Below are 11,233 nucleotides of genomic sequence, written 5' to 3'. Positions count from 1 at the left end.
AATTTAAAAGATTTCTTTTTTTAGGATGTTATTTTTTAGACTGTAACTTCCTGTTGATCTTTACCGGCAACAACCGTTAATATAATACTTTCACATAACTTCCCTTTGGATCTTATACTATCCGATCATAATCTTTTCAAAGGCCGGAGTTCCTACATGGGTATATACACTGTTTCACAATTGAATGATCATATCAGGCAGGTTCTGGTAAATGATCCACAGCTTGGTCAGGTATGGGTCAGAGGTGAGATCTCGAACCTGACCAAACATAGCTCCGGCCATTATTATTTCACACTTAAGGACAAAGGTGCCCAGATAAGTTGTGTGAGCTTCAGGATGACCAACCGCACGCTCAAGTTCGAACCGGAGACCTCTATGAAGGTGCTTGTCTTTGGGACCGTGGATGTCTATACTGTGCGGGGGCAGTATCAGCTCAGGGTCCTTGATATGCGTCCTGATGGTATCGGTGAACTCTACAAAGCATATGAGCAGTTAAGGAACAGATTGCAGGAAGAAGGTCTGTTCGAGGTGGTCCATAAGAAAAGGATCCCGCGTTTTCCTTCAAAGGTCGGCGTTGTCACATCTCCAACGGGTGCGGCGATACATGACATACTTCATGTCATTGAACGCAGGTTCCCTGTGGATGTACTTTTGAGCCCTGCTGTGGTTCAGGGTGAGAATTCCGCAGAGAGCATTGTCAGGGCCATAGAACATCTCAATGGGATGGATGTGGATGTGATCATCGTTGGCAGGGGCGGTGGTTCACTTGAGGATCTCTGGTCCTTTAATGAAGAGATAGTTGCAAGAGCTATATTCAACTCAAAGATACCGGTCATATCTGCAGTGGGACATGAGACCGACCATACCATTGCGGACTTCGTAGCTGATGTGAGAGCTCCGACACCATCGGCAGCCGCAGAAATTGCTGTGCCGGAGAGATCGGATCTTAAAAAGCAAGTCTCTGCTCTTTCATCTCGTATGGAACAGGCTGCAATACACATAATATCCGATAACAGAAGACAACTCGACTATCTTTCCTCAAGGATCGAGCCCGAGAGGTTCGCTGAGATCCTGCGACGTGATATGCAGCGGGTGGATGAACTGAGTACCAGGATGGAACTCGGACTAAGAAAGGTCATAGATTCGAAGTCCTCCTCTCTTTCAGGACTGGCAGGTCGCCTGAATGCCGTGAGTCCGCTGAACACACTTGAAAGGGGTTATAGTATCACTCTGAAGGCTTCGGATAATAGTGTTGTACGAACTATAGGGGATGTGGATACAGATGACCCTCTGGATGTCAGGGTGATCGATGGGACAGTAGAATGCAGGGTTACAGGTGTCCGGCCTGATAAAAGGGATGCTGATAAGAAGGGAAGTTAAAATCATGAAAGAATGGAAGAATATGTCGGAAATGATCGAAGGAGTTGATGATATGAGCTTTGAGGTCTCTCTTGAGGAACTGGAGAGCCTTGTGGAGAAGCTTGAGAGGGGTCAGCTAACCCTCGATGAGAGTCTTGGACTGTTCGAACGTGGAATGGGGCTTGCCCGTGTATGCAACCAGAAACTCTCAAAAGCTGAAAGGAAGATCGAGATACTTATCGAAGAGAATGGGAAGTTGAAAACTGAAAAATTTATAGATGAGTAAGTCTCTTTTGAAGTGAAGGTAGGTATGAATGGAAAAGGATTTTGATGGTAAGAAATACGAAAAGTTCTCCCAGCCACAGAGGGACTGGGGAAGCAAAGTAATGGATGAGCTTGAACTCAGGGGTGATGAACATATCCTTGACCTTGGTTGTGGTAACGGTCTTCTCACTGCCAGGCTGGCTGAGAGAGTGCCCAATGGAAAGGTTGTAGGTGTTGACAGTTCGTCTTCCATGCTGGAGCAGGCAGAGAACCACCGGGCTGAAAATATGGAGTTCAGACTGCTGGATATGGAAGATATTGTCCTTGAGGATAAGTTCGATGTTGTTTTCTCTAATGCAGCTCTTCATTGGGTGAAAGGTCATTCCCGTCTTCTGGATATCATCTATAACTGTCTGAATCCTGGTGGGTTCATGAGGGTTCAGTTTGCAGGTGAAGGCAATTGCCAGAATCTGTATGATGTGCTCATGAAGGTCATATCTTCTCCTGAATTTGAAAATGAGTTCAGTTCACTGGAATGGCCATGGTACATGCCGGGTACTTCAGAATATGAAGAACTCCTGTCATCAGCAGGCTTTGAACAAACAAGGGTCTGGATGGAGAATGCCGACCGCAATTTCCCGGATGAGGGATCCTTTGTAGGATGGATAGAACAACCTGGTCTGGTTCCTTTTCTGCCTTATCTCAGGAAAGAGAGAACTAAGCTTTTCAGGGATACTGTAGTTGAGGATGCTAAAAAACTAGCTGCTCAGCCCGACGGTACATACTTCGAGTATTTCAGAAGGCTGAATGTATATGCAGTCAAAAAATAATGTGTAGAACAGGTTGGAGGTTCACGCAGAACCTGATCCCTGTCCACTATCTTCTTTTTCATCTTCAAGATATCTTTTACCCAGCAGGAATGTGCTGATCCCTGTGAGTATCACAAGGAATATTGCAATGACAGCTCCTTCTGTTGTAAAATCCTGCCATGAGTGTACTGAAGCCCATATTCCACTTCTTGTGACAAATGTTGCGAATATCACAAGTATGAAAGAGGCAACTGCAAGCAGTGGTGCCAGGAATCCATACTCTCCATGTCTGGTGCGTGTCTGAGCATGCAGGTAAGCGGTAGAAGTGATCCATGGTATAAGTGAGGACGTTTCCACAGGATCCCATGTCCAGTACCATGCTCCCCATCCAAGGACTTCGTATGCCCAGAATCCTCCCAGACCTATTCCAAGTGTCAGGAAAAGCCATGCAAGTCTCATCCAGTCCCTTGCAACAAGTGTCCAGCGTCCATCCTTTGTTATCAGATTTCCGATCGCTGCTGCAAAGGGTATTGTAAAGGCGGCATATCCGAGGAACAGTATAGGGGGATGGACCGCCATCCATGGGTTACGCAGGAGCGGGTTCATGCCCTGTCCGTATGGTACGTTATAGAGCACCGCAAAGGGATTCCAGTTCGTGGGCTCAACAGTGCCCGACGGAAGTATGCGGAACGCAGAGAATGGGCTGTCGATAACAAGGAGTATCAGGAACACGGATACAATTGCCATTGTTATCATCGTTGTAATGTCCATGAGCTTTGTCTCTGAAAGCTCTCTGGTGTGTCCTGTGTAGCGGACAAGCATTAGCATGGCGAGTGTTGCCCATGTCCAGAGCAAAAGTGATCCTTCCTGCCCGGCCCAGAATGCTGAGAGACGGTAGAACCATGAGAGGTCCGTACTGGAGTGATTGTAAACGTATTCATAGGAAGCATTCACGCTAAGCAGGTGTATTATGAGTATGAGTGCCGAGAGTGTGATGCTGGCAGTACAGAGTATCTCGAACTTCTTTGACCGCATCCTTGCAATGTGGTCGGATGAAGTGTAATAGCGAATTGAATAGAATGTGGCTCCCCATCCGAAGACAAAGGCCAGCCATATGAGTATCATACCTAAGTTCAAGTCATCACCTCTTACCCTTTGTCTTCTTTACAGTACGTTTTTTGAGTTCCTGTTCAAACATCCGGTCATATATGGCATCGACGTTGGAACTGCCACTAATGTTCCTGTCAGATGCATCCTTATCCGGTACTTCGTGTCTGCGGTCGGTGAAGAACAGGGCAATGATGCCTATTACCATGAGGTACATGCCTCCCCAGAGGCAGTTGATGAAAGGTACTGTTCTCATATACAGGTCGATCTGTCCGTCAGATTCACTTATCGCCCTTGGTGCTATGAAAAGTTCCTCGGTCAGTCCCCGGTTGATATAAGTGGTAGTGTAGGTCTGTCCCCACTTGAAGTCGGTGATGTAATTGACCTGTCCTTCCTTGAAATAATTCCCGTTCTTGTAGATATCAAAGACCACTTCTGTTGTGTAGGATGAACCCTGGTATGTGCGGTAAGCCTCGCCGCTGTAGTATGAGCTCATGCTGTTGACCACCAATTGGTAATGCTGTCCATCGAAGGCGACCATCTCATTTGTCCCAAGCACAGCAGAACTTTCCATTTTCATATTAGAGCTGAGAACAATTCCAAGCAGTATGAGTATTATTCCTATGTGGATCACGTGTGCGCTGAGCTTTCTTATCTTTGCTCTGGTACTTGTGTCCTTGTTCTTTGCATATATGCCTAATATCCTGTAAAGGGTGGCAAGCAGTGTTACAATGAGTATGGGTAGAGCTATGTCCATTGGTGTGTTCCCAAATGGGGAGATCACTGCGAAAAGAATAGATACAAGGGCAGAAGCTCCAACTATGGGCAGGATATATTTTCTTTCTGTGTAGCCCACAAGCATACATGTACTCAGAAGCAGCATAAGGATAGCTACAGGGATCGCGGTCCTGTTATTGAAATATGATGGCTCGAGACTTAGTTCGACCCCGCTTGTGAGTTTTGCGATAAGGGGGGTCAGCATCCCCATTGTGATGATAGTTGCCAGCAGAAGAAAAGTGACAACAGTCGCAAGCATGGTGTTGCTTGCCGTCAGTTGCGGTATTTTGTTTTTCATCTTGGAAAGAGATTCTATGTATACAACATATTTATAATTAGACATCGGGGCAAAGCCGTTTATACTATGTACTTTTATTTATCCATCCTATTTCGATATATTAAATAATGATGTTGCATATCAGGACAGAGCAACGGATGAGAGTATAGTATTGCAGGAATAAGTTGCTAAAGAAAGTTACTACAGAGGATTGATACTTACGATAGAGATACTGATAACTGCCGTATGGCTTATGCTTCCTGCTTACCTGCCTAATTCGATGGCTGCCGTTTTCGGTGGAGGTCCTTCTATAGATGGTGGCAGGACAATGTCCGATGGAAGGCGTATGCTTGGAGATGGTAAGACCTGGCGCGGGCTTTTTGCAGGGACGCTGTGTGGGATGCTACTGGGTCTTTCGCAGATGTACTATCTTACAAAGAGCAGCAGCATATTTGGCGTTGAATTGCCATCCTTTGGAGATGGTATGGGTGCCATGCTTGTGATATTCACTCTTGCTTTCGGTTCGCTTCTGGGTGATATGTCAATGAGTTTCTTTAAACGCAGGATGGGATACAAGAGAGGTGCCGCCCTGCCCGGCGTTGACCAGCTTGATTTTGTCATGGGCGCATGGCTGTTGACATTGGTTACTTCACCTGCCTGGTTCCTGGGAAACTTCACTCTCCCTATTGTCCTTACTTTACTTATCGTCACACCGCTATTGCATTTTGTGACGAATGTTGTTGGTTATTTCATCGGGGTAAAGAATGAACCCTGGTGAGTTATTTCAATTTGAAGATCTAATAATTGATCATTAACTATTATCTGGTGATATTATGTCTGAAGGGAATGGTAAACTTGCATTGATAGATGCCCTGAAAGCATGTGGCGCTGTTAAGTTCGGTGATTTCACACTTGCTTCCGGGAAGAAAAGCACATATTATATTGATATTAAGAAAGCCAGCACGGACCCTGCTACTCTCAAAGTGATAGCCAGGGAAGCTGGAAAGGTCATAAGCAGCCTTGATCTGGATGCTGTTGGCGGCGTTGTGCTTGGTGGTGTTCCACTTGCAACGGCTGTTTCACTGGAAACCGACCTGCCACTTGTACTGATCCGTAAATCCGAAAAGGATTATGGTACTGGCGGACGTTTTGTAGGTGACTTCAGTGAAGGCTCAAGGATCCTTCTTCTTGAGGATGTTACTACGAGCGGTGGATCTGTAATGGATGCGATCAAAGCTATACGTGAAGCAGGTGCTGTCGTTGACCGTGTCATCACAGTGGTTGACCGTGAGTCTGGTGCAGAAAAAGGTCTGGCTGATATGGGTGTGAAACTTGTTCCTCTTGTCAGGGCAAGCGACCTCATATAAATGATCTTAAAGATACAGATCATTAAGGTAAGTTATTTATTACAGGAATTAGAATTTTCATACTCTGATTCCTGATAAAATTACAAAAAAAGATTGTAGATGAATGTTAGATAGGAATTATCTGCATATCGCACAAGTTTTCTGATAATGAGGTTTGATATATGAATATTCTAGTAGTTGGTGGCGGCGGAAGAGAGCATGCTATGACAGCAGCAATAGCACGCAGCAGGAAAGATCCGTCCATCTATGCAGTGATGTCAAAGAAGAATCCGGGCATTGCAGCATTATGTGAAGATTTTCTCCTTGAGAAAGAGACAGATGTGGAAAAGGTCGTTGAGTTCGCAGTTTCAAAGAACATCGAGCTCGTTGTAGTTGGTCCTGAAGCACCTCTTGCAGTAGGTCTTGCAGATGCCCTTGAAGATGCAGGCATCAGCGTGGCAAGTCCAAAGAGGAAGGTCGCACAGCTTGAGTTCGACAAGGCATGGGCACGTAATTTCATGAGGAACAACAACATTGCAGGTTGTCCTGTATTCGATGTATTCACTGAAAAGGATGCTATGGATGCTTTCATCGATGAGCTTGGAAACGTTGCTATCAAACCATCCGGTCTTACAGGCGGAAAGGGTGTCAAGGTAATGGGCGACCAGCTTCCTGATGTTGAAGCAGCAAAGGAATATGCAGCAGGTCTGCTGGACATGGGAAGTGTTGTTGTAGAGGAGAACCTCGTTGGTGAGGAGTTCACCCTTCAGGCTTTCGTGGATGGTAAGAACCTTGCTTTCATGCCAACAGTACAGGACCACAAGAGGGCTTTTGAGAACGATCTCGGACCTAATACAGGTGGTATGGGTTCCTATAATGAAGCAGGTGAGATCCTTCCGTTCCTTACGGCTGAGGATGTCGAGAGCTCAAAGCAGATTATGAAGGATACCATAAAGGCACTTCACAAGGAGACCGGTCAGGAGTACAAGGGTACACTGTACGGTCAGTTCATGATAACAAAGGATGGCCCAAGGGTCATTGAGTTCAATGCGCGTTTCGGTGATCCTGAGGCAATGAATGTTCTGCCTTTACTTGAGAGCGACTATGTCGATGTGCTGGCTGCAATGGCAAGCGGTACACTTGACAAGCTTGAGGTCAAGTTCAGCAACAAGGCGACTGTATGTAAGTATGCTGTTCCTGCAGGATACCCTGATCATCCTACAAAGGACCGTGAGGTCGTTGTTGGTGATATTGGTGATGCTGTGCTTTTCTATTCAAGTGTTTACGAGAAGGATGGTAAGGTCTACACCACCGGTTCAAGGGCTGTTGCTGTTGTAGGTGTTGCAGATTCTATCGCAAAGGCAGAAGAGATCGCTCAGATCGCTCTGGAGAACCTTTCCGGTGACCTGCATTACAGGAGTGACATTGGTAAAGCAGATCTTATCCAGAGGCGTATCGACCATATGAAGCAGATACGCGGACAATAATATTAATTAGATAAAATAGCGAAGGTTGATAGTATGAAACACCTGATCTCCATGGCTGACCTTACTCATGATGAGGTAGTCGAGTTACTCGATATGGCGGAGGATCTTAAGGAAAAGCGCCTGAGGGGCAAGGTCACAGACCTGTTGAAGAATAAGAGTCTGGGTATGATCTTCGAGAAGTCATCCACACGTACACGTGTGTCGTTCGAGGTTGCTATGTGTGACCTTGGAGGACATGGTCTCTACCTGAATCCCAGAGATATGCAGCTTGGCAGAGGCGAGACCGTATCAGACACTTCCGAGGTACTCTCCAGGTATCTTTATGGTATCATTGCCAGGGTTTACAGCCATGAGACAGTGAAGCAGCTTGCTGAGCATTCCTCTATCCCTGTGATAAATGCACTTTCGGATAAGGAACATCCATGTCAGATCCTTGCTGATCTGCTTACGATCCGTGAGTACAAGACAAAGCTCTCCGGTCTGAAGTATGCATGGGTGGGCGACGGTAACAATGTGTGTAATTCGGCTATAATAGGCTGTGCTCTCATGGATATGGAAGCTGCAGTGGCATGTCCTCCGGGATATGAGCCGGATGAGGATATTGTGGAGCTTGCCAGAGAACTTGGCGGTAACATCACTATCACCAATGACCCTGCTGAGGCTGCAAAGGATGCCGATATCATTTATGCTGATGTATGGGTTTCCATGGGCGACGAGGATGAACGCGAGAAGCGCCTGAAGGACCTTGCACCATACCAGATCAACTCTGAACTGGTGGAGCAGGCAAAACCAGATGTTATCGTGATGCATTGTCTCCCTGCACACCGCGGCGAGGAGATCAGCGCAGAGGTTATGGACGGTCCACACTCTGTGGTATTCGACCAGGCAGAGAACCGCCTGCACGCCCAGAAAGCACTTTTGTTGAAACTGCTGGCATAAGCCAACCAGTTTCCTTCAGGCTTTTTCAAACACAAAGTTTAATTAGAAAAAGCCGCTACTACCAACATTCACAATGCGGGAGTTGCCCAGCCTGGCCAAAGGCGCTAGGTTCAGAGCCTAGTCTCGTAGGAGTTCATGCGTTCGAATCGCATCTCCCGCACCAGATTACTTTTTTATTATGAGTCACTTTAAGTATATCTAACATATTGTACCATATAACTATATTTATGCAGACTCATTCTTATGTATTTGTTTTCTCTTTTATTTCGCCCCAAAAATTTTCACTAGATTCTAGGCATATTTCCACTCTTTCAAATAATAGGTTAGTTTGTTTCTCAATTGATTCTTGAACCTCAATGTAATATTTGCCGATTTGCACAATTTCCTTCCTTTCTTGCGGATTTAATGATTTGTTTCCGATACTATCAAGTTTTAAGTTAATCTCGCTAATAAGACCTACATAGCTTTTCATGCTATGTTTTACAGTTTTCATTATAGCTTTGCGTTCTTCTTCAAACCATTTTATTTCATTTTCTAATTTCTTAAGTTCATACAAGATATCTTCAAAATTTTTATCTAGAATTATCTGCTGAATTAGAGACATTTTTTCGATGTGTAAATTGAGTTTTTGATAGCTTTCTTCAAATACAGTATGGATAAGTTCTAATTCACGACGTTCTTTAGAAAACCATTTTTCAATACTTTGGCCAATATATTCATTCTCAAATCGTTCTTTTATTTCTGTATCATTTAACTCATACATGTAAATCTCTTGTTCTAAATTTTCTAGCCAAGTATTTCTTTTTTTGAAAACAAATTGAGCCAATAATAAAAAGGATAAGGTAAAAAGGGTGCAAATTTCAATTCCAATCTTGATGTAATATAAAATTTCGTGTGTTGTTAAATTAAATTCTATTGTTAATGCATAATACAACAAGATTAAAATAGATACGAATGAACCAATTAATATTGTAATTGTAGTTATTTTGTTTTCGATTTGAGAACCGGAGTTGAATTTTATAATTGTTTTCTTCAATTGATATTTTTTCCATAAGTTTGCAATATTTTGTATGTATGGGGCCAAACCGTTCGTAAATAAAAATAATCCCCAAACATAGAAGGGGAATTCCAAAACATTTTTGTTATTGAGGATTAAACCAGTTTTAATATTTGAATAACTTAGAATAAAAAACAGCATTCCTATATAATAATGCAGAGATATGTCTTCATTTAATTTGGTTAATATTTTTCTTTTTTTCTCAACATGCGCTAAATTAGCTAAGCTTATTACAAACAATAATAAAAACAAAAAAAAGTCAATTGTAAGGACAATTAGAATAAAAGGATACATTTTAAAATGTGGCCAGATTAAAGCAACAGGGATATTATCAAATAGTTCGAATAGAAAATAGAAAAAAACACCAAGCATAGCCCATGACGTAAAACCACTTGCTTGTTCTTTTTTTATATTTCTATCTATTAGTTTAGATATATATTCTGCATATTCATTTTCACGTTGCATAATATTCTTACTATGTTTTATTTATCTTTAAATACATTTTTGCAAAAATAAATTTTACACTGGAAGTAATCAGAGGCATTATCTATTTTCTAATTTCGTTGCACTTATTACAACAACTCACACCACATTCTTTTTCAGATTTAACCTACAATAACAATTCACAAAAGAGGAAACCACCATGAAAGTAGCCTCAATAAACAGAATCCCACGTAAAAAAGGAAACACAGCAGCAGTGCGGAGTTAAAACCCATGAATGAGAACAACCTTTCCGGCAACCAGTCAGATTTCATTCTCTACACTTCAAATGATGGAAAAGTGAAGGTAGACGTAGTACTGAAGGATGAAAACGTTTGGCTTACCCAGAAGGCTATGGCTGGCTTGTTCGGGGTGAAGGTACCTGCCATTAGCAAACACCTGGCAAACATCTATGAATCCGGAGAACTGGTGAAAGAGTCAACAATTTCCATTTTGGAAACAGTTCAAACAGAAGGGGAGCGCCAGGTTCAGCGGAAAATGGAATTCTACAACCTTGACGCGATAATTTCGGTGGGGTATCGCATAAATAGTGTACAGGCAACCCAGTTTCGAATATGGGCAACACAGGCCTTGAAGGAGTACATCATCAAAGGGTTCGTAATGGATGATGAACGGCTCAAACAGGGGAAGCAGGTTTTTGGAAAGGACTATTTCGAGGAACTTCTTGAGCGTATCAGGGAAATTCGTGCAAGCGAGAGGCGGTTCTACCAGAAGATCACCGACATATATGCCCTGTCTGCGGATTATAACAAAAATGCCCCGCAAACAAAGGAATTCTTTGCCACAGTACAGAATAAGCTTCACTGGGCTATTACCGGGAAAACAGCCGCAGAGATCATTTATGACTCCGCTGACGCAACAAAATTGCACATGGGCCTGACAAACTGGAAGCAGGCACCTGATGGGAAGATACTGAGATCTGATGTAACAGTTGCCAAGAACTACCTCGGTGACGCTCATATCAGGGAACTGAACCGGCTGGTCTCTGCCTATCTCGACCTCGCAGAAAATCGTGCACAGCGCCAGATACTCATGAAAATGCAGGACTGGAGTGAATTCCTGCATAACTTCCTGGAACTGTCCAGTTATCCGATATTGAAAGACAAGGGCAGGGTCAGCGCACTGGAAGCAAAACTGAAAGCTGAACAGGAATATGAAGAATACCGGGTAACACAGGATAATAATTACATCTCCGATTTTGACAGAGAGGTCCGGCGCATCATGGAGAGTAAGGATGACTACAACTAAGAGCACCTAATACTAAATCACTTATAACAACTTGCTATATTCATCTCTGGATAATTAATTTA

General features: G+C 43.6%; 11 protein-coding genes and 1 tRNA gene. 9 read left to right on the top strand and 3 right to left on the bottom strand.

Features of this window, described 5'->3' with window-relative positions; all coding sequences use genetic code 11:
- Window positions 1-156 precede the first annotated feature (156 nt).
- The 3 genes from xseA to BM008_RS12460 are packed head-to-tail and all read left to right on the top strand — an operon-like array spanning window position 157 to window position 2,453.
- Entirely contained in the window at window positions 157-1,380 is a 1,224-nt protein-coding gene (gene xseA, locus BM008_RS12470; RefSeq protein ID WP_091937531.1) for an exodeoxyribonuclease VII large subunit, read from the top strand.
- Between the two features lie 4 nt (window positions 1,381-1,384).
- Window positions 1,385-1,645, top strand: coding sequence for an exodeoxyribonuclease VII small subunit (locus BM008_RS12465; protein ID WP_245748038.1), 261 nt, complete (start codon window positions 1,385-1,387; stop codon window positions 1,643-1,645).
- Window positions 1,646-1,673: 28 nt separating this feature from the next.
- A complete protein-coding gene (locus BM008_RS12460) occupies window positions 1,674-2,453 on the top strand; it encodes a class I SAM-dependent methyltransferase (protein ID WP_091937529.1) in 780 nt (259 codons plus the stop codon).
- Between the two features lie 21 nt (window positions 2,454-2,474).
- On the opposite strand, the gene ccsA is transcribed toward BM008_RS12460, so the two are convergent.
- Both ccsA and BM008_RS12450 read right to left on the bottom strand, forming a co-directional pair.
- On the bottom strand, window positions 2,475-3,569 hold the full coding sequence (gene ccsA, locus BM008_RS12455) for a cytochrome c biogenesis protein CcsA (RefSeq protein ID WP_245748037.1): 1,095 nt from the start codon (window positions 3,567-3,569) through the stop codon (window positions 2,475-2,477).
- 4 nt (window positions 3,570-3,573) lie between these two features.
- Window positions 3,574-4,614, bottom strand: a complete 1,041-nt coding sequence (locus BM008_RS12450) for a cytochrome c-type biogenesis CcmF C-terminal domain-containing protein (RefSeq protein WP_091937781.1) — start codon at window positions 4,612-4,614, stop codon at window positions 3,574-3,576.
- A gap of 214 nt (window positions 4,615-4,828) precedes the next feature.
- Here BM008_RS12450 and BM008_RS12445 point away from each other — a divergent pair, with 214 nt between their 5' ends.
- The 5 genes from BM008_RS12445 (at window position 4,829) to BM008_RS12425 (ending at window position 8,528) form a co-directional block, all read left to right on the top strand.
- Window positions 4,829-5,371, top strand: a complete 543-nt coding sequence (locus BM008_RS12445) for a CDP-2,3-bis-(O-geranylgeranyl)-sn-glycerol synthase (RefSeq protein WP_281246282.1) — start codon at window positions 4,829-4,831, stop codon at window positions 5,369-5,371.
- 55 nt (window positions 5,372-5,426) lie between these two features.
- Window positions 5,427-5,960, top strand: a complete 534-nt coding sequence (gene pyrE / locus BM008_RS12440) for an orotate phosphoribosyltransferase (RefSeq protein WP_091937525.1) — start codon at window positions 5,427-5,429, stop codon at window positions 5,958-5,960.
- Window positions 5,961-6,121: 161 nt separating this feature from the next.
- Window positions 6,122-7,426 carry a phosphoribosylamine--glycine ligase gene (purD, locus tag BM008_RS12435; protein ID WP_091937523.1) on the top strand — a complete coding sequence of 435 codons (1,305 nt, stop codon included), beginning with the start codon at window positions 6,122-6,124 and terminating at the stop codon, window positions 7,424-7,426.
- Between the two features lie 33 nt (window positions 7,427-7,459).
- Window positions 7,460-8,365 (top strand): ornithine carbamoyltransferase, encoded by a 906-nt coding sequence (gene argF, locus BM008_RS12430; RefSeq protein WP_091937521.1) that lies wholly within the window; start codon window positions 7,460-7,462, stop codon window positions 8,363-8,365.
- A gap of 75 nt (window positions 8,366-8,440) precedes the next feature.
- A tRNA-Leu gene (locus BM008_RS12425) sits at window positions 8,441-8,528 on the top strand.
- 78 nt (window positions 8,529-8,606) lie between these two features.
- Here BM008_RS12425 and BM008_RS12420 read toward each other — a convergent pair.
- Window positions 8,607-9,887 carry a hypothetical protein gene (locus BM008_RS12420; protein ID WP_091937519.1) on the bottom strand — a complete coding sequence of 427 codons (1,281 nt, stop codon included), beginning with the start codon at window positions 9,885-9,887 and terminating at the stop codon, window positions 8,607-8,609.
- Between the two features lie 249 nt (window positions 9,888-10,136).
- On the opposite strand from BM008_RS12420, the gene BM008_RS12415 reads away from it, so the two are divergent.
- Window positions 10,137-11,171 (top strand): virulence RhuM family protein, encoded by a 1,035-nt coding sequence (locus BM008_RS12415; protein WP_091937517.1) that lies wholly within the window; start codon window positions 10,137-10,139, stop codon window positions 11,169-11,171.
- Window positions 11,172-11,233: the final 62 nt, after the last annotated feature.

The sequence above is a fragment of the Methanolobus profundi genome (genome assembly GCF_900114835.1).
Classification (GTDB): Archaea; Halobacteriota; Methanosarcinia; order Methanosarcinales; family Methanosarcinaceae; genus Methanolobus; species Methanolobus profundi.
The sequence above is the reverse complement of the archived record's forward strand: the minus strand, read 5'-3'. Positions and strand labels throughout refer to the sequence as shown.

Bases quoted from the DNA above. Each gene is read 5' to 3' on its own strand.
- pyrE (WP_091937525.1), top strand. From the start codon at position 5,427: ATGTCTGAAGGGAATGGTAAACTTGCATTGATAGATGCCCTGAAAGCA.
- argF (WP_091937521.1), top strand. From the start codon at position 7,460: ATGAAACACCTGATCTCCATGGCTGACCTTACTCATGATGAGGTAGTC.
- BM008_RS12415 (WP_091937517.1), top strand. From the start codon at position 10,137: ATGAATGAGAACAACCTTTCCGGCAACCAGTCAGATTTCATTCTCTAC.
- BM008_RS12465 (WP_245748038.1), top strand. From the start codon at position 1,385: ATGAAAGAATGGAAGAATATGTCGGAAATGATCGAAGGAGTTGATGAT.
- BM008_RS12460 (WP_091937529.1), top strand. From the start codon at position 1,674: ATGGAAAAGGATTTTGATGGTAAGAAATACGAAAAGTTCTCCCAGCCA.
- BM008_RS12450 (WP_091937781.1), bottom strand. From the start codon at position 4,614: ATGAAAAACAAAATACCGCAACTGACGGCAAGCAACACCATGCTTGCG.
- purD (WP_091937523.1), top strand. From the start codon at position 6,122: ATGAATATTCTAGTAGTTGGTGGCGGCGGAAGAGAGCATGCTATGACA.
- BM008_RS12420 (WP_091937519.1), bottom strand. From the start codon at position 9,887: ATGCAACGTGAAAATGAATATGCAGAATATATATCTAAACTAATAGAT.
- xseA (WP_091937531.1), top strand. From the start codon at position 157: ATGGGTATATACACTGTTTCACAATTGAATGATCATATCAGGCAGGTT.